The 16,697-nt window shown below is 40.9% G+C and carries 15 protein-coding genes and 1 tRNA gene; 10 read left to right on the top strand and 6 right to left on the bottom strand.

The genetic code is table 11. From position 1 onward, the window contains the following. Positions 1–452: 452 nt before the first annotated feature. From glgB to SNE25_RS27100, 6 genes are all read left to right on the top strand, one after another. Positions 453–2,396, top strand: a complete 1,944-nt coding sequence (gene glgB / locus SNE25_RS27125) for a 1,4-alpha-glucan branching protein GlgB (RefSeq protein ID WP_321566254.1) — start codon at positions 453–455, stop codon at positions 2,394–2,396. Positions 2,397–2,417: 21 nt separating this feature from the next. After that, positions 2,418–2,669 carry a hypothetical protein gene (locus SNE25_RS27120; RefSeq protein ID WP_321562155.1) on the top strand — a complete coding sequence of 84 codons (252 nt, stop codon included), beginning with the start codon at positions 2,418–2,420 and terminating at the stop codon, positions 2,667–2,669. A 167-nt stretch (positions 2,670–2,836) separates the two neighbouring features. Beyond that, positions 2,837–5,254, top strand: a complete 2,418-nt coding sequence (locus tag SNE25_RS27115; protein ID WP_321562154.1) for an ABC transporter permease — start codon at positions 2,837–2,839, stop codon at positions 5,252–5,254. A 30-nt stretch (positions 5,255–5,284) separates the two neighbouring features. Then, positions 5,285–5,587 carry a hypothetical protein gene (locus tag SNE25_RS27110; protein ID WP_321562153.1) on the top strand — a complete coding sequence of 101 codons (303 nt, stop codon included), beginning with the start codon at positions 5,285–5,287 and terminating at the stop codon, positions 5,585–5,587. 99 nt (positions 5,588–5,686) lie between these two features. Continuing rightward, entirely contained in the window at positions 5,687–6,592 is a 906-nt protein-coding gene (locus tag SNE25_RS27105; RefSeq protein WP_321562152.1) for a helix-turn-helix domain-containing protein, read from the top strand. Between the two features lie 52 nt (positions 6,593–6,644). Beyond that, positions 6,645–7,370: an SDR family oxidoreductase gene (locus SNE25_RS27100; RefSeq protein ID WP_321562151.1), complete on the top strand. Its 726-nt coding sequence runs from the start codon at positions 6,645–6,647 to the stop codon at positions 7,368–7,370. Between the two features lie 186 nt (positions 7,371–7,556). Here the strand turns inward: SNE25_RS27100 and gap are convergent, their stop codons facing one another. Genes gap through pfkA form a run of 3 tightly spaced genes read right to left on the bottom strand, consistent with a single transcriptional unit; the run spans position 7,557 to position 10,397 of the window. After that, positions 7,557–8,552: a type I glyceraldehyde-3-phosphate dehydrogenase gene (gene gap, locus SNE25_RS27095; RefSeq protein ID WP_321562150.1), complete on the bottom strand. Its 996-nt coding sequence runs from the start codon at positions 8,550–8,552 to the stop codon at positions 7,557–7,559. 6 nt (positions 8,553–8,558) lie between these two features. Continuing rightward, positions 8,559–9,407 carry a hypothetical protein gene (locus SNE25_RS27090; protein ID WP_321562149.1) on the bottom strand — a complete coding sequence of 283 codons (849 nt, stop codon included), beginning with the start codon at positions 9,405–9,407 and terminating at the stop codon, positions 8,559–8,561. Between the two features lie 3 nt (positions 9,408–9,410). After that, on the bottom strand, positions 9,411–10,397 hold the full coding sequence (gene pfkA / locus SNE25_RS27085) for a 6-phosphofructokinase (RefSeq protein WP_321562148.1): 987 nt from the start codon (positions 10,395–10,397) through the stop codon (positions 9,411–9,413). 130 nt (positions 10,398–10,527) lie between these two features. Between pfkA and SNE25_RS27080 the strand changes: the two genes are divergently transcribed. Next, positions 10,528–11,220 carry an NUDIX hydrolase gene (locus SNE25_RS27080; protein ID WP_407666958.1) on the top strand — a complete coding sequence of 231 codons (693 nt, stop codon included), beginning with the start codon at positions 10,528–10,530 and terminating at the stop codon, positions 11,218–11,220. 196 nt (positions 11,221–11,416) lie between these two features. On the opposite strand, the gene SNE25_RS27075 is transcribed toward SNE25_RS27080, so the two are convergent. From SNE25_RS27075 to SNE25_RS27065, 3 genes are all read right to left on the bottom strand, one after another. After that, positions 11,417–12,277, bottom strand: a complete 861-nt coding sequence (locus tag SNE25_RS27075) for an N-acetylglucosamine kinase (RefSeq protein WP_321562147.1) — start codon at positions 12,275–12,277, stop codon at positions 11,417–11,419. 307 nt (positions 12,278–12,584) lie between these two features. After that, positions 12,585–13,523, bottom strand: coding sequence for a Nif3-like dinuclear metal center hexameric protein (locus SNE25_RS27070; RefSeq protein ID WP_321562146.1), 939 nt, complete (start codon positions 13,521–13,523; stop codon positions 12,585–12,587). A gap of 91 nt (positions 13,524–13,614) precedes the next feature. Then, positions 13,615–14,019 (bottom strand): response regulator, encoded by a 405-nt coding sequence (locus SNE25_RS27065; protein WP_321562145.1) that lies wholly within the window; start codon positions 14,017–14,019, stop codon positions 13,615–13,617. Positions 14,020–14,220: 201 nt separating this feature from the next. Here SNE25_RS27065 and SNE25_RS27060 point away from each other — a divergent pair, with 201 nt between their 5' ends. The 3 genes from SNE25_RS27060 to SNE25_RS27050 all read left to right on the top strand — a co-directional run bounded on the left by SNE25_RS27060 (position 14,221) and on the right by SNE25_RS27050 (position 16,591). Further along, complete coding sequence (locus SNE25_RS27060; RefSeq protein WP_321562144.1) at positions 14,221–14,850, top strand: hypothetical protein; 630 nt, start codon at positions 14,221–14,223, stop codon at positions 14,848–14,850. 87 nt (positions 14,851–14,937) lie between these two features. Beyond that, positions 14,938–15,011 (top strand) — tRNA-Arg (locus SNE25_RS27055). A gap of 245 nt (positions 15,012–15,256) precedes the next feature. Next, complete coding sequence (locus SNE25_RS27050) at positions 15,257–16,591, top strand: serine hydrolase domain-containing protein (RefSeq protein ID WP_321562143.1); 1,335 nt, start codon at positions 15,257–15,259, stop codon at positions 16,589–16,591. Positions 16,592–16,697 lie beyond the last annotated feature (106 nt).

Here is a 16,697-nt window from a genome sequence, read left to right as displayed (position 1 = left end):
CCGTGTTTGCACCGGTTTTAACCCGAAAAGTGTTAAATTAAAGCTTTAAAAAGTTTTTCAGGTAAAGAGAGAGGAAATGTGTTGATTTTAAAATTGCTGATCAAAGTATATCTTTTAAATCAAATCAAAATCATTTTAATCCTGTTATATTTGATTATATATAAACCAAACTCATTCCAGTATATTGGGTTATTCCAACATACCTTAACCGGTTAAATATCATGGCCAAACAAACTAAGAAAACCGAAACCCCGTTACCGGAAGCAAAACCTGTAAAAGAAAAAAAAGCTGTAAAAGCAAAAGCTACCGATAAAGCGCCCGCACCTGCAGTAAAAACAACTACGGCAAAAAAGCCGGCTAAGCCCAAAGCAAAACCAGCCGAAACCAAAAATATAGCCGCCGAAAAGCCTAAAGCTGCTAAAAAAGCAGTAGCAGCAAAAAAAACTCATGTAATGCTTAAAGCTGTAGAGCCTTATAGCCGCTTTACTGATTTTGATGTCAGTTTATTTAAATCGGGCAAGCATTATAAGCTATATGAAAAATTTGGTTCGCACGTGGTGGAGTTTAATGGCGTGGTGGGAACCTACTTTTCTGTTTGGGCGCCTAATGCGCAGTATGTATCGGTAATAGGCAATTTTAACGGCTGGAACCGTGGTTCGCATAGTTTATTTAGCCGCTGGGATTCATCGGGTATATGGGAAGGTTTTATTCCTAATGTGGGTGTTGGCGAAACCTATAAATATTTTATCAAGGCATCCAGTGGTGAGAACCTGGAAAAAAGTGACCCCTTTGCGCTGCGTTGGGAAGTGCCGCCGCATACGGCATCTATAGTAGCAGATACTTTTTACGAGTGGAAGGACAACGATTGGATGGCTAACCGCCATGAACATAATGGGCTCGATAAGCCATACAGCGTGTATGAGGTGCACCCCGGCTCGTGGGCGCGTAGTTTGGAGAGCCCTGATGAGTTTTTAACTTACACTCAACTGGCCGATAAAATGGTGCCTTACGTAAAGGAGATGGGCTTTACCCACGTGGAGCTGATGCCAATTATGGAGTCACCTTTTTACCCGAGCTGGGGTTACCAGATCTCGGGATATTTTGCCGCGGCATCGCGCTATGGCTCGCCACAAGAGCTGATGTACCTGATAGAAAAATTCCATGAGGCAGGTATAGGGGTTATCCTTGATTGGGTGCCTTCGCATTTCCCGGGAGATATCCATGCCCTGTATAAGTTTGACGGTACACATTTGTATGAGCATGCCGATAGCCGCAAAGGCTTTCATCCCGATTGGAAATCATATATATTTAACTACGGGCGCAACGAAGTAAGGGCGTTCCTGATCAGCAACGCCCTGTTCTGGCTTGATCGTTATCATGCCGATGGTTTACGTGTCGATGCGGTAGCCTCTATGCTTTATCTTGATTATTCACGCAAGCACGGCGAGTGGGAAGCCAATATGTATGGCGGTAATGAAAACCTGGAAGCCATTTCATTCCTGAAGGAGTTTAACGAGGCTGTTTACAGTCACTTCCCTTCAGTACAAACCATTGCGGAAGAATCTACTTCATTTACCGGTGTAAGCCGTCCGGTTTATATGGGAGGCTTGGGTTTTGGCATGAAATGGATGATGGGCTGGATGCACGATACTATAGGCTATTTTAAAGAAGATCCTATTCACCGCAGGTATCACCATAACGAGATCACGTTTAGTACCATTTACGCCTTTACAGAAAACTTTATGCTGCCTTTTTCGCACGATGAGGTGGTTTATGGTAAAGGCTCTATGCTGCGCAAAATGCCCGGCGATGAGTGGCAGCAGTTTGCTAACCTGCGGTTAATGTACAGTTATATGTTTACCCATCCCGGTACCAAGTTACTGTTTATGGGCGCTGAATTTGGACAAGGGGATGAGTGGAACTTTGGGCAGTCGCTGCAATGGCATGTACTGGAATATGCCAACCACCAGGGGATGTCAGAAACGGTGAAGACCCTTAATCACCTGTATCGTGACGAGCCGGCATTGTACGAGAAAGCTTTTGATTTCAGCGGCTTTGAATGGATAGATGGCGGTAACGCCAATGATTCGGTACTGGTTTATGGCCGCAAAGGATTTAATGAGAAAGACGATCTGGTGATCATCCTGAACATGACACCTGTGCCCCGCCATAACTACCGCATAGGCGTTTACGCAGCCGGTAAATGGAAAGAGATATTCAACTCGGATGCGAAAAAATTCTGGGGCAGCGGTTTAATTAACCCCCAACAGATAATCGCCGAAGCTACTGCATGGCACGGTAAAAATAATTCGGTAAGCATTACTTTACCACCACTGGGCGCAGTAATATTAAAAGGGGCTGCAGATGCTCCCGCTAAGTACGAGCTGAAACGCTGAGATTAAAAAACTTCTCCTGCAATGAAACCATTGGTCAAGCATACCCGTTTAGCCAATGGTTACATTGTTAATCTGCCACTTATGAATCCTAAATTCCGTTACCTGTATATAACTATCGGGGCAATTTTGCTCATATCCCTTGTTGTGCAGGTATTTATAACCTACCCGGATGTGAGCCCTAAAGGTGTTTTGCTGAATGCCTTGCCCGCATTGCTGTTCTTTTACCTTGCTTATAAAACCTATCACGAGAAAAAGGACAGCGAGCTGATGTGATTACTTAACTTACTGATATAAAGCGTAATGTACCGCGTTCACTTGCGAACAATAGTTGTAACGAATCCGAACAGTTATTGTAATTTATTTGTGTATAACTGTCTGATTGTGAGTTATTTAAAATAAGGGCACATTCTTAGCTAATTAAAAGCATAAACCTGACTGTTATGCTAAAAAATTACCTGCTTGTCGCTTTTAGAAACCTATCTAAAAACAAGGCCTTTTCTTTCATCAACATTGTTGGACTGGCAATTGGTATGGCCGCGTGCCTGCTCATTTTACAATATGTAAGCTTTGAACTAAGCTATGATAATTTCCATTCAAAAAAAGACCGTATCTACCGCATAAACCAGGATAGGTACAACAATGGTAAGTTGAGCACCCGATGGGCTGGTGGTACGTTTGCCGCAGGCAGCGTCTTTAAAACCGCCTTGCCCGAGATAGAAGCCTTTGTGAAGATTGTTGAGGCGGGACAGTCTCTGGCCAATTACAAAGACCAGAAAATGGTTATCAAGAACAATTATTATGTTAGTACTTCATTTTTCAATATCTTTTCATTTCCGCTTATTAGTGGCGACCCTGAAACCGCGCTAAAGGAACCAAATACGGCAGTTATATCTGAAGAAATAGCACAAACACTTTTTCATAATATAAACCCGGTTGGGCAAACATTATATATTAATACCGATAAGCCTTTAAAAATTACCGGTGTTATGAAAAATATGCCCAATAACACCCACATGAAGTTTGATTTTTTGCAATCATACAGCACCCTGCTTAAAGAAAACCCGCCAAATGGTGATTATAATCTTGATAATGCCTGGCTATCTGATGGCTGTACTACTTACCTGCTGCTAAAACCAGGTGTTGATCCTAAAGTATTGGAGGCCAAGTTTGTCCCCATAGTTAAAAAGGTTTATGACCAGTATAAAAGCGCCGGAGAGGGGGCCGTGTATACGCTGCAACCGGTACAAAGTATACATCTTTACTCAAACCTCATGCTGGAATTTCAGCCCAATGGCGATGGTAAGTCGGTTTATTTATTATTAGGCATAGCCATATTTGTAATCATCATCGCCTGGATTAACTATATTAATTTGGCTACAGCCCGCGGCATTGGCAGGGCTAAGGAAGTAGGCGTACGCAAAACTCTTGGTTCGGCAAAAGCACAGCTCATCACCCAGTTTATGCTGGAGGCTATGCTGCTTAATGCATTGGCTCTATTAGCTGCGGTATTGATCATTATAATTTTTATACCGGTTTTTGCCAACATATCAGGCTTGCAGATGGGTTTTACGCTGCTTGTCAAACCGGCTTTTTGGATAGCCGTTGTCGCCATATTTATACTGGGTTCGTTTTTTAGCGGTTTTTACCCGGCAATTGTATTATCGGCTTTCAGACCCGTGGAGGTAATGAAGGGCAAAATTCAGGCATCGCCCAAAGGTGTTGTTTTACGTAAAGCGATGGTAGTGTTCCAGTTTGCTGCGTCTATATTTTTATTGATCGGTTCGCTTACCGTTTTCAGGCAGCTGCAATTTATGCAAAACCAAAAACTGGGTGTAAAAATTGAGCAAACGCTGGTCATTAAACGGCCGCTAACCAAAGTAGACTCATTTTATAGGAGTATGAACTCCTTTAAACAGGAAAGTTTGAGATTTCCGGCTGTAAAAAGCGTTACAGTATCAACTGCAATTCCAGGCCAGCCCGTGCCGTGGAATGCAGGCGGCATAAAATTAACTACCGAAGACCAGAGCCACGGCAAGCAATACCGTATTGTTGGTACCGATTATGACTACCTGGAAGCCTATGGTATAAAATTGATAGCCGGCAGAAAGTTCTCCAAAGATTTTGGCGACGAACCGCACAGCGTAGTTTTTAACCGCAAAGCAGTAGAACAGATAGGTTTTACTAAACCCGAACAAGCCCTGGGCAGAAAGATTGATTTTTGGGGACAGGTTTACACCATAGTAGGCGTGGTTGATAATTTTCATCAGCAGTCTCTGCGCGATTCCTATGATGCCATCATTTTCCGTTGTATCCCCGATATAAGGGGCTACGTATCAGTTAAAGTGAGCTCAACCAACATAACCCAAACCATTGCTGACCTTAAGAAAACCTGGGCGGCGTTTTTCCCCGGCGACCAGTTTGATTATTTCTTTTTAGACCAGCATTTTAATGATCAGTATCAAACCGACCAGCGTTTTGGGCAGGTGTTTGGCGTATTTACCGTGATAGCCATTTTTGTCGCCTGTTTGGGCTTGTTTGGCCTGGTATCGTACACTATTGTTCAGCGCACTAAAGAGATAGGTATCCGTAAGGTTCTGGGTGCTACGGTAAATAGTATCTTAGGGTTGCTGTACAAAGATTTTGCCCTTCTGGTGCTCATATCATTTATTATATCGGCACCACTGGGTTGGTACGCTATTAACAAGTGGTTGCAAACCTATGCCTTCAGAACCGAAATAAATATTCTTTTATTCATTGTTCCTTTTATCGCGGTTATGATCATCGCTTTTGCCACAGTATCATACCTGAGTGTAAAGGCGGCCTTAACAAACCCCGTGAAGAGCCTGAAAACGGAATAACATCTTTTTATCTATCTAACTTATTAATACATGCTTTACTTTACCCAGATCGTATTTATCAGGGACAATAAGGAATACGAATTTAACGTGTTTGAGTCGCACGTTTTACCCTTATTACATAAACATGGCGGAGAGCTTGTTTACCGGGTACGCCCAACCAAAGATTGTGTTATAGAAACATCTATGGGATACCCGTACGAAATACATATCGTAACATTTGAAACTCAGCAGGATTTCCTCGGATTTATGAACGATGAAGAAAGGGTAAAGTATATTCAGCTTAAAGAGAATGCCATAGAAAAGGTGCTGTTAATAGCTGGCTCGCTGATTTGATCGTTCTTTGGTTTATAATATTTGCGTCAACTTGTAACTTACATTGGCATTAGGGGCATACCAATGTAATCAACCCAATTTATTTTGTTATTTTGGTATATGCCAGTTTTAACAACAACAGAAAAGCAAGTAATACCAACCTATTCATTACAGGAAAGCAGCGATACGGGGAACAGCATGATTGAAATTCGTGAAGCAGGAACCCATTGCGGTAGTTTCAGGCTTGACCCTGCTTTTCTGATTCCGCACCGTAAGGATTATTATTTGTTTGTGCTGGTAAAAGAAGGCCACAACCGGCATTGGATTGATTTTATGCCTTATACCGTTAAGCGTGATACCTTTTACTTTACGGTTCCGCAGCAGGTGCACCTTAAAGAATATTCGGCGCCAATGGTAGGGCTGCTGGCTTGTTTTACAGATGAGTTTTTGCTGCTGGAAGAGAACAGGGTATTAAAGCAGCTTCCTATTATTCAAAATCCGGCCGGGGCGCACGAGCTTTTGCTCAATGAGCAGGACATTGTTTTTGAAGAGGATGTAATGCGCAAAATGCTGGCTGAGTTTCAGGCAGATGGTACCTGGCGCAACCAGATGCTCACTTCCTGGTTGCGTGTGCTGGTAATATACCTCAGTAGATTATATACCGAACAATTTAGTGAAGCCTGCTTTACCCTAAACTATTGCATGCTCAAAAGCTTCCAGACGCTTATTGGCGAGCATTATGCTTCCCAGCATGATGTTGCTGCATACGCCGAAAAGCTCAGTATAACGCCGGGCCACCTTACTGAAGTTATTAAACAGCAAAGCGGAAAAACGGCCATTACCCATATTCATGAGCGTCTTATTGTAGAAGCCAAGCGCCGGTTACTGCATACTGAACTTTCAGTAAAGCAAATTGCTGATGAACTTGGTTTTGAGGATGCTGCCTATTTTAACAGATTTTTTAAACGCTTAACAGATACAACACCGGCGAGCTATCGTGAACAAATCCGGGAAATGTACAGTTAATGCCGGGCTATGTGCAGCAGCTATTAGAGTGGGCTGTTATAGCTTTGCTTTCATGAATAAGCAAACAGTATTAATAACCGGAGCCAATAAAGGTATTGGCCTGGAAACCGCACGCCAGCTGGCTAAGGCAGGCTATTATATATTTTTAGGAAGCAGGGATCAGGACAGAGGCCAAAAGGCCGTTGAGCAATTAAAATCAGAGGGTTTTGCCGATGTGGAGCTATTGCTGATTGATGTTATCAGTGAGGAATCGGTACAGACTGCCCATGATGATCTGGCTAAACGCATTGATAAATTGGACGTGCTGATCAATAACGCGGGTATACCCGGCGCATTTCCGCAACTGGCATCAAATGCAGATAATGAGACGCTGCATAACGTTTTTGAAGTGAATTTCTTTGGCGTTATACGTACCGTACGCATCTTTATTGACCTGCTGAAGAAGGCCGAAAATCCAAGAATAGTAAATGTTACTTCAGACCTGGGGTCACTTACCCTGCATAACGATCCTAACTGGGAGCATTACCAGATTAAATCTGCCGCTTATGGTCCGTCTAAAACGGCTTTGAACGCTTACACAGTTGCTTTGGCTTTTGAACTTAAAGACCAGGTTAAAGTAAACGCGGTAAATCCCGGCTATACGAATACCGAATTTAACGGCAATCGGGGCCCAAAACCTGTAGAAGATGGTGCAGCTCCAATTGTAGAGTATGCTATGCTGGATAAGGACGGCCCAACCGGCAAATATATCAGTGATAATGGCGAAACGCCGTGGTAAAGGCCTGAATTATGTCATTGCGAGGCACGAAGCAATCGCAAATTAGTAAGTCCGCTTTGTAAGACTGTGAGATTGCTTCGTGCCTCGCAATGACATGGTTTATATCTGTATACAATGCATAAAAACAAAAGCCGCCGGTTAATCCAGGCGGCTTTGTTATATAAATTAAAGATTGATTGCGATTAATTAAACTTTACCGATTTCCTGAACAAGGTCAATCAGTTTGTTTGAATAACCCCACTCGTTATCGTACCATGATACAACTTTAACAAAGTTATCATTCAAAGCGATACCGGCTTTAGCATCAAAAATTGATGTACGTGCGTCACCTTTAAAGTCTTCAGAAACTACGTCATCTTCAGTGTAACCTAAAATACCTTTCAGGTCGCCTTCTGAAGCTGTTTTCATTGCTTTTTTGATATCCTCATATGTAGCACCTTTTTTAAGGCGTACAGTTAAGTCAACAACAGATACGTCGGCAACCGGAACACGGAATGACATACCGGTTAATTTACCTTTCAATTCAGGGATAACCAAAGTAACCGCTTTAGCAGCACCTGTTGATGAAGGGATGATGTTCTGGTAAGCGCCACGGCCACCTCTCCAGTCTTTAGCAGACGGGCTGTCAACAGTTTTTTGAGTAGCTGTAACAGCGTGTACAGTGCTCATTAAGCCTTCTTCAATGCCAAAGCTATCGTTCAATACCTTAGCGATAGGAGCAAGGCAGTTGGTAGTACATGAAGCGTTTGATACGATGGTATGGCTTGCAGATAATTGTTTGTTGTTTACACCCATTACAAAAGTAGGGGTATCGTCTTTGGCTGGCGCGCTCATTACTACTTTTTTAGCACCGGCATCAATGTGTTTTTGTGCAGTTTCCTGAGTAAGGAACAAACCGGTTGATTCGATGATCACCTCGGCGCCTACTTCACCCCATTTAAGGTTAGCAGGATCCTTTTCAGCAGTTACACGGATGGTTTTACCGTTTACAACCAAATGTCCGCCTTCAACAGCAATAGTGCCTTTGAATGGACCGTGAGTTGAATCGTATTTTAACATGTAAGCCATGTAATCAGGCTCAACAAGGTCATTAATACCAACAACTTCAATGTCGGGTCTTTCAATTGCAGCTCTGAATGCCAGGCGTCCAATACGGCCGAAACCGTTAATTCCTATTTTCATGATTTTTTAATTTTTATTTGAATAGTAGGTTAATAAATTATTTATGGGTTCTTTGATAATGTTTGTTATTTGAAGGTTAGCTTCGGCAGCAGCTTCATATAAATGTTCCTGAAAGTTTGCAGCTACTGTGCCTGCAAAATGAATTGTGGCTCCCGGATGTTGCTTAGATAAAGGTAGTAAATATGTTGAAATTAGCTTGCTAAATCCTTTTTTTATGACGTTTTGCAGATGATGATCATCACGGTTTTCCAGATAGAAATCGGTAAATGAACTTAAGAAAAGGGCCGGTTGTTTTTGACGGTAAACTTTTTCAAGCAAGGTTTTTCGCTCCACATCGTACTTGTGCAAAAACTTCTTTTTAAGGTTTGCCGGCAGGGTTTCGTTCATAAATCCTTTAAGCAGCTGCCTGCCCAGCCAGTTGCCCGAGCCTTCATCGGCCAGGATATAGCCCAGGCCATAGTTGTTAGGATGTACCTTCCGACCATCGTACCAGGCCGCGTTTGAACCGCTACCGCAAATGCTGATAATGCCCGGCGAATTTTTGCAGCAGGCAATTGCCGCCGCCGTAATATCATGCTCAACCGTTACCTTACCGAATTTAAAAAATGCCGACAGCGCATTATGTACAATTTGCTTACGCTCAGGGGATGATGCACCAGCGCCAAAAAAATAGATACGCCTTATTTGCTCGGCGTGGTGTATGAGGTTGATGTTTTTATTAAGCAGTTGCAGGATATGTTTCTCGTCGTTAAAATAGGGATTGATGCCGTTGGTTTTAAAAGACGCGATAATACGCCCCTTATCGGCCAGCCGCCAATGTGCAAAATACGATCCACTATAAACAACTGCAATCATTTGTTATATTGATAATACGTCAACCATTTGTAAAAGATCGGCTTCCAGCTTAAATTCATGTTGGTTAAGGGCCTCTTCCAAACTGGTAAGCAAAATATTATTGGCTTGCAAACCTACCATTTTTTGTGTTTCGCCCGCAATTAACGCATTTACAGCGGCAAAGCCAAGTCTGCTGCCCAAAATACGGTCAAAGCTCGATGGGCTGCCGCCTCTTTGCAGGTGACCTAATATAGTTACTTTAATATCGTAGTCTTTAATTTCTTTTTGTACTGCATTGGCCACGTCATAAACACCGCCGTTTTTATCGCCTTCGGCAACAATAACAATGCTCGATGATTTTTTATTTGATTTTCCATCTTTCAGGTTTTTGATCAAATCTTCAAGTGCGGTTTGTTTTTCGGGCAGCAAAATAGCTTCGGCGCCGCATGATATGCCGGCTCGAAGGGCAATAGCTCCAGAGTCACGGCCCATCACTTCAATAAAAAAAAGACGGTCATGCGCATCGGCGGTATCACGTATTTTATCGATAGCCTCGATAACAGTGTTGGTTGCCGTATCAAAGCCCAGCGTATAGGTTGATCCGCAAAGGTCATTGTCTATAGTACCGGGTACACCAATAACGGCAATGTCCGGGTATTTTTTTGAAAAACGCAGCGCACCGGTAAATGTACCGTCTCCGCCAATAACAACAAGGGCATCAATGCCACGTTCTTTAACATGCTCATAGGCAGTGGCCATACCTTCATCTTCTTTAAAAGGTAAGCAACGCGCCGTTTTTAAAATGGTGCCTCCCAAATTAAGTATATTACTTACCGAACGCCTGTCCATATCGTACATGTCATTCTCAATAAGCCCCTTGTAGCCCTGCCTTACACCTACAACCTCAAGGCCGTTATATAAAGCCGTTCTAACAACCGCCCTAATGCAGGGATTCATTCCGGGGGCATCGCCTCCTGAAGTTAAAACTGCAATTTTTGAAATTTTACGCATCTTTACATCACTTAAATTTGTGCTACGAAGATAGTGTGTGTAAATTACACCATTAAATTTTATTTGTTTTTTTTTGGATTAGGAATTAAGGTCATATATTTAACAATTAAACTTAAATCCCTGTACAGTTTTGGAAGTAATGCTACCCAAGTTTGATTCCGTATTCTCTATTGACTGCGTAATTTTTGGTTTTGAAGCCGGAGAGCTTAAAATTTTGCTTATTGAGCGCAACGAGGAACCGTATAAGGACTGGCTGGCTCTACCCGGCTATATTGTTGAGCAGGACGAGAGCATTGATGATGCTGCCGAGCGGATATTGTATGAGCTAACAGGTTTGCGCGATATGCACATGCAGCAGTTTCATACCTTTGGTGAAGTAAACCGCCACCCACAGGGCCGCGTTATAACAGTAGCCTATTATGCCCTGATACGCATTAACGGCCAAAAAGAACTGCGGCCGGTTACCCAATATGCCAAAAAAGCGTTTTGGCACCCGGTTAGCGAGCTACCCAAACTCGCGTTTGACCATAGCGAGATATTTAATACCGGATTTAACAAAATTCGCCGCAGGCTGCATTACCAGCCAATAGCTTTTGAACTGCTTCCGGAGAAATTTACACTTACCCAACTGCAATCACTGTATGAAGCTGTTTTAAATAAAAAACTGGATAAACGTAACTTCAGAAAGAAAATGCTTAGCTACGGTTTTTTGAAAGAGCTCGACGAAAAACAAAAAGGGGTATCATACCGCGCCGCCAAGCTGTACAAGTTTGATAAACGTAAGTACGGCAAAATATTTCAGGGCGAAATGACGATTGGATAGAGGGGAGATTATTGGACTTTTAGGACTATTAGATAATAGACTTTGAGGTAAAGGACTATTAGAATAAATGGAGGAAACAGAAAAACTTATATAAAAAAGCAATGGCCGGAAATAATTTCCGGCCATTGCTTTTTTATTAGCTAATAGTCTTTTGTCTCAAAGTCTATCATCCCAAAATACTTTAGTCCTGGCTCTCTTATAAAGAGCTTGGAGCCAGTTCCAGGTGATATTTTACCAGGTTATCTATAGGTGAGCGGATAATGTTGCCTACCTTCATGCCGTTTTCGGTAACTACTTCTTCTAAAACATTGCGGAAGTTGTAACCAACAGATCCTATGCAGTTAAAGCTGTATTTCTGATAGTTAGGGTAGTGTGTTACCAGGTTACGGAAAAAATCTTCGAACGATGTGCGTACCAGGTTGCGTGAATATTCAATATGAACGTTATTGTCATATACAAACTTGCTGAAGCTTGCGCAAAAACGATTGGCACGGGGTTGGGTATAAACCTGTTCGTTTATATCATCTGGTGTAAGCTTGTAAGTTTCCCAGAACAGGTTGCGTACAGGCTCGGGCATGTAACCACGTAAATAATCGGTTAAGAGTTTTTTACCGATGTAGCAGCCGCTGCCTTCGTCGCCCAGAATATAAGCTCCTGAATCAATGTTTTGAACTACTTCTTTACCATCATAAATACAGGTATTGGTACCCGTACCTAAAATAGCTGCAAAACCTTCAGTATTACCTAATACAGCGCGTGCTGCGGCAAGCAGGTCGTGCCCAATGTTTACCTTGGATTTGGTAAAAACAGCCTGCATAGCTACTTCTACAATCTTGCGCATTTCGGGTGTGGAGCAACCTGCACCGTAATAATTTACTTCAGTTATTTCATCCTTTTCCAGGTCGGTAGGCAAACTTTCATTTAACGACTGTATGATATATTCCGTACCAGAAAAATAGGGGTTGTATCCCTCCGTGTTAAAATACACTTTTTTACCTTCATCGGTAACCAGACACCAGTTTGTTTTAGTTGAGCCACCGTCAGCAATTATGATCATAATTAAGTTTTATTAAAAAAATTGGGTTAAAAGTATGATTAACTTATTGTAAAAAAAACACTTTCTATTTTTAAATGCAAAAAATGCGATTTTTAGGTCAATTATACCTTTTTTCTAAATAAATTAACGCTTAAAAGACAAAAACACCGGCAGTAAGACGAACTTCATATAATTTATAACAACTGTATGATTAACATGTAATTAGCACGCCGGTAAGTAAATTACCTTAATTTGCAATTGTACGTAATGTTATATTATTAAACAACAATTATGTTTACTTGTGTTCATAATTCATTGCGTTTTACAACTACAAAAATGACAAGGAATTGTTGGCCAAAACATGCGTTATTTTTATGCCGGGCACATTTTTGTTTAGCCATGTGGCCATAAATTCCGAACCTGGTTCTTCGCTGGCAATATGCCCTAATACTATCAACGATAGTTTCTGACCTTCGGCTTGTGCATCGCGCACATACTCGGCGGTTTCCCATTCCTGTATTTCGCCGCATATTAAAACATCGGGTTTTTCTTTACCCATAGCCTGTATCTGTCTTGTGCCACCGGCCGCGCCTGGCATCAACAATATTTTCTGACAGGATTGTTCAGGGTTGCCAATGTACCGTACCTGACTGATAAACAGCTTTTGCTTTAGATATTCAATTAATGATTTTAAAGAAGTTGCGGGCAGCATCAGCACGCTGCTTGCTGCCGGATTGTAATAGCTCTGCCAATTAAGCTGATTTAACACACCCATCCTAACACCATCCGGATTAAGGCGGTGTATATAGTCATGATTACGCCAAACGGCTATATTATGTTGTTTTAACAGATCGGCTTTGTAACGGTAAACATCATCATCAGCCAGCCAAGCAGTTTCGTCGAGGTGATTATAAAAAGTAGGCTCATGAGCAATTATGAAGTTTGCGCCAAGATTGATCGCTTTTCTGATCACCTCAACAGTGGCAAACATAGTGGTAACAATGCCGGTAACTTTAATGTCGCGATCGCCGGCTTTTAGCGTATCAACGGTATTGCTCAAGGCGCCCCCCGGAAATTGACTGATGAACAGGTCCATAATTTCGCCAACGGTGTTATCTTTTTGTTTCATGTTAAAAAAAACGCCGGCATTGCCAGCCAGCGGTAACGATAAAAAGGCGGCAGTACCAGCCACTTTGGTAAGGTTATGTATAAATTTTCTGCGGCTGTGATCTTCGTTGAACGGGGACAGGTTTTTTGTTGTGCTCATGATGGTTTGTTGGTGTTTACCAAATATAAAAAAATAGAAGAAAAGGATTTAGCACAACCTGTAACCAGCGGAGATGATGTTACCAGAAAGCTCAGTTGATATTAAACACCTGTTTAAGCTTATCCTGGCTCAGGGGTTTTGATATAAATTCCTTAACCGCTGGATACATGCGCGATTTATCAATATCGTGAGCAAAAACTGATGAACTTAAAATATAAATTTTAATCTTGCCCAGCGGGTCAATCCGTAAACGGTCAAAAACATCCAAAAAATCCCAGCCATTCATAACAGGCATATTAATGTCTAAAAAAATATAATCGGGCAAATCATCAGCGTCATCAATATTAATAAGCTCATGTATGGCGTCCTCGCAATTTATAAAAGTTTTAATCCTGGGACTATCCAGCAGGCTATTAATATATTTTTGAGAAATATAATGATTGATGTTGTCGTCATCAATACAAAAGACCTTGGTATGTATATCGCTTATAGTCATATTGTTACAAGACTTCAAATGCCTGAATTGAATTTTTGTTTTATAATAAAACCTGAAGTTGTAAAATTATAGCTTACCGGTAGTTGTAAGGTAAGTGTTTATACGGAAAGTGTGTAGGTATTTTTACGTATTTAAATACAATTCACATTTTATGAGCAACGTTTTACCATAACTAATATATTTGTCAAACTTAAACCCGGTATGAAAAAATCTCTCTTTACTTTATTATTTGTATTAATTTCCCTGTTTACATTCGCTCAATCTTTTGAAGGAAAGATCATTTATCAACTAACTTATAAAAGTAAAATGCCATCAGTAACAGATGCGCAATTTAGTTCAATGATGGGCAATACTCAGAACTATTATATTAAAGGCGGCGACTATAAATCAGAAACAAATGGCTCGTTTATATTATCACAATTGTACATCAATAAAGATAATAAATTGTACAATAAGTTTTCAAATTCTGGAGCACTGCTTTGGAACGATGGCGCTGTAAATCCAGATTCGGTGATCAGCAGCGCTTTGAATAAAGGTGTGATTGTTAATTTGGGCCACAAATGTGATGAATTGGTGCTTACCTGCAAGAGCGGTTTGCAGAAATATTATTTTACATCTAAGTTGCCTGCTGATAGCAAGCTTTATGTAAATCATCGGTTTGGTAACTGGTATGCTTTTTTATCAAAGGCTAACGCCATACCTTTAAAAATGACCATTGATAATGCTAATTTTTATATGGAAGCCATAGCAACAGATATTAAACCAATGAAACTTGATGCAGCTTTGTTTACATTACCCGCAGGTGTTGAAACTAAAAAGAGCCCTTATTGATATAATTAGTTAACTATAAATGAATTAACAAAATTAATTGATAATTCAGCATAATTTTGCATCTTTGCACCGCGAAAAAATCGCGATGGTCCCATAGCTCAGCTGGATAGAGCAACTGATTTCTAATCAGTAGGTCTCAGGTTCGAATCCTGATGGGATCACTTTTTTAGGCAAGTTGTCAATTTTATTGGCAACTTTTTTTATGGGTTCGAACTCAATAAATTCAGTTCACTTGCTAACAATAATTTAAGGATTTTAAAGGCTCCCCTTATTGTCTATCAGATTAAGGTAAAAGCTTCAAGGCGAATATCACAGTTTTTGTAATTTATAGTAAAAATGCGATTCTAACCTTGGGGTTTTATTTATCTAATTAAATTCTATCTTTAATCATCTAAACGCTTTCGCAATGATTCAAAAAAGAGACTGCTATTTCTTGCTGTTTTTTATTTTACAAAGTTGCACTCACGCACAAACTTTCAATAAAGCCAAGTTAGATAGCTTTTTTGTTGCGCTGAATAAAAACGACCAAAGCATGGGCAATATCGCCATATCCGCGAATGGAGTATTGGTTTATCAAAACGCTATCGGTTTTAGCCAAATAAACAAAGAGGCAAAAACACCAGCCACAATTGAAACAAAATATAGAGTAGGCTCAATCAGTAAGATGTTTACAGCAACTATGATATTTCAGCTGATAGATGAAGGTAAGCTTAGTTTTGAAACACCTTTGGCTCGTTATTTTCCACAACTTCCCAATGCCAGTAAGATCAATATTAGGGAAATGCTTGACCACCGTACCGGGCTTCATAATTTTACGAGCGACTCACTTTATGCCACTTATATGGGCAGCCCTAAGTCTGAAGATGAAATGATTGCCATCTTTAGCAGACAAAAATCCGATTTTGAACCGGATTCAAAGGCCGAATACAGCAATACTAACTTTGTATTACTGGGTTATATTATTGAAAAATTGACAGGTAAAACGTATGGCGAAGAATTAAAGAAACGCGTCACTTCAAAAATAGGCTTGACACAAACTTATTACGGCACTAAAGCCAATTCAAACAAAAACGAAGCATACTCCTACATTTACCAAGGGCAGTGGACACAAATGCCTGAAACAGATATGAGCATTCCGGGAGGCGCTGGGGCTATTGTTTCTACGCCCGCCGATCTGGTTAAATTTATAAATGCACTTTTTGAAGGCAAACTTATTAGTATCGCCAACTTAGAGTTGATGAAAACAATGAGGGAAAACTATGGTATGGCAATGTTTGCTATGCCGTTTTATGATATAAAAGGCTATGGACATTCCGGAGGCATCGATGGGTTTTTAAGTCTGCTTTTTTATTTACCGAAAGAGAAGATAGCGATAGCTTACACTTCCAATGGAACACGATACTCATACAATGACGTCGTCACTGGAGCTTTGAGTATATATTTTAACAAGCCGTTTACTATTCCAGAATTTAAAACAATTACATTAAAATCAACTGAGCTTGATAAATATGTCGGGGAATATTCCAGTACACAAATACCCTTGAAAATTACGATGACCAAAAAAGACATCACGCTGTTTGCGCAAGCCTCGGGTCAAAGCGCATTTCCCTTGGAAGCCAAAGGTGACAATAAATTTGTTTATGCTTCTGCCGACGCCACCTTTCAATTTGAACCGGATAAAAGACGTTTAACGTTAATACAAAAGGGGAATACCTATTTATTTAACAAAACTGACAAATAGAGGCAGATTGAGAATTGGTAGCTGATCTTGCATGAATATACCACGTAGACATTCAAGTACGATGGTTCTTTAATAATATAAAGCCTTCTAAGCAATGTAGCACCCC

The sequence above is a fragment of the Mucilaginibacter sabulilitoris genome (assembly GCF_034262375.1).
Classification (GTDB): Bacteria; Bacteroidota; Bacteroidia; order Sphingobacteriales; family Sphingobacteriaceae; genus Mucilaginibacter; species Mucilaginibacter sabulilitoris.
The sequence above is the reverse complement of the archived record's forward strand: the minus strand, read 5'-3'. Positions and strand labels throughout refer to the sequence as shown.

What these genes read in the sequence shown, in the direction of transcription:
- glgB (WP_321566254.1), top strand. Translation starts at nt 453, where the DNA reads ATGCTTAAAGCTGTAGAGCCTTATAGCCGCTTTACTGATTTTGATGTC.
- SNE25_RS27120 (WP_321562155.1), top strand. Translation starts at nt 2,418, where the DNA reads ATGAAACCATTGGTCAAGCATACCCGTTTAGCCAATGGTTACATTGTT.
- SNE25_RS27115 (WP_321562154.1), top strand. Translation starts at nt 2,837, where the DNA reads ATGCTAAAAAATTACCTGCTTGTCGCTTTTAGAAACCTATCTAAAAAC.
- SNE25_RS27110 (WP_321562153.1), top strand. Translation starts at nt 5,285, where the DNA reads ATGCTTTACTTTACCCAGATCGTATTTATCAGGGACAATAAGGAATAC.
- SNE25_RS27105 (WP_321562152.1), top strand. Translation starts at nt 5,687, where the DNA reads ATGCCAGTTTTAACAACAACAGAAAAGCAAGTAATACCAACCTATTCA.
- SNE25_RS27100 (WP_321562151.1), top strand. Translation starts at nt 6,645, where the DNA reads ATGAATAAGCAAACAGTATTAATAACCGGAGCCAATAAAGGTATTGGC.
- gap (WP_321562150.1), bottom strand. Translation starts at nt 8,552, where the DNA reads ATGAAAATAGGAATTAACGGTTTCGGCCGTATTGGACGCCTGGCATTC.
- SNE25_RS27090 (WP_321562149.1), bottom strand. Translation starts at nt 9,407, where the DNA reads ATGATTGCAGTTGTTTATAGTGGATCGTATTTTGCACATTGGCGGCTG.
- pfkA (WP_321562148.1), bottom strand. Translation starts at nt 10,397, where the DNA reads ATGCGTAAAATTTCAAAAATTGCAGTTTTAACTTCAGGAGGCGATGCC.
- SNE25_RS27075 (WP_321562147.1), bottom strand. Translation starts at nt 12,277, where the DNA reads ATGATCATAATTGCTGACGGTGGCTCAACTAAAACAAACTGGTGTCTG.
- SNE25_RS27070 (WP_321562146.1), bottom strand. Translation starts at nt 13,523, where the DNA reads ATGAGCACAACAAAAAACCTGTCCCCGTTCAACGAAGATCACAGCCGC.
- SNE25_RS27065 (WP_321562145.1), bottom strand. Translation starts at nt 14,019, where the DNA reads ATGACTATAAGCGATATACATACCAAGGTCTTTTGTATTGATGACGAC.
- SNE25_RS27060 (WP_321562144.1), top strand. Translation starts at nt 14,221, where the DNA reads ATGAAAAAATCTCTCTTTACTTTATTATTTGTATTAATTTCCCTGTTT.
- SNE25_RS27050 (WP_321562143.1), top strand. Translation starts at nt 15,257, where the DNA reads ATGATTCAAAAAAGAGACTGCTATTTCTTGCTGTTTTTTATTTTACAA.